Origin of the sequence: Halorubrum sp. SP9 (assembly GCF_005435015.1) — an archaeon.
GTDB lineage: Archaea > Halobacteriota > Halobacteria > Halobacteriales > Haloferacaceae > Halorubrum > Halorubrum sodomense.
In genome coordinates this window covers 1-218 of sequence record NZ_SGXU01000772.1, presented here as the reverse complement: position 1 = coordinate 218, position 218 = coordinate 1, and the positions used below count along the sequence as shown (strand labels likewise).

Sequence of the window (218 nt, the reverse complement as noted above, 5' to 3'; positions counted from 1 at the left end):
GAGCCCGACGAGGATCCGGTCGAGCGCCTTCAGCGACGGTACGCGGAGGGCGATCTCACGGAAGCGGAATTCGAGCAGGCGCTGGAGCGCGAACTGGAGCGGGAGGTGACCAGTGGGACCGGGTCGAGCCCGACGCACGAGACCGAATCGAGCGGGGAGGCGGCGCGGGCGCGGTAAGTCGGGGGAAGAAGGTCGGTCGTCGCGGCCGGTCAGGCGAA

At 70.6% G+C, this 218-nt stretch carries 1 protein-coding gene; it reads left to right on the top strand.

What is annotated here, in order from left to right:
* Positions 1–177, top strand: a 177-nt coding sequence (locus tag EXE45_RS19270; protein WP_199233727.1) for an SHOCT domain-containing protein, incomplete at its 5' end; no start/stop codon positions are given.
* Positions 178–218 lie beyond the last annotated feature (41 nt).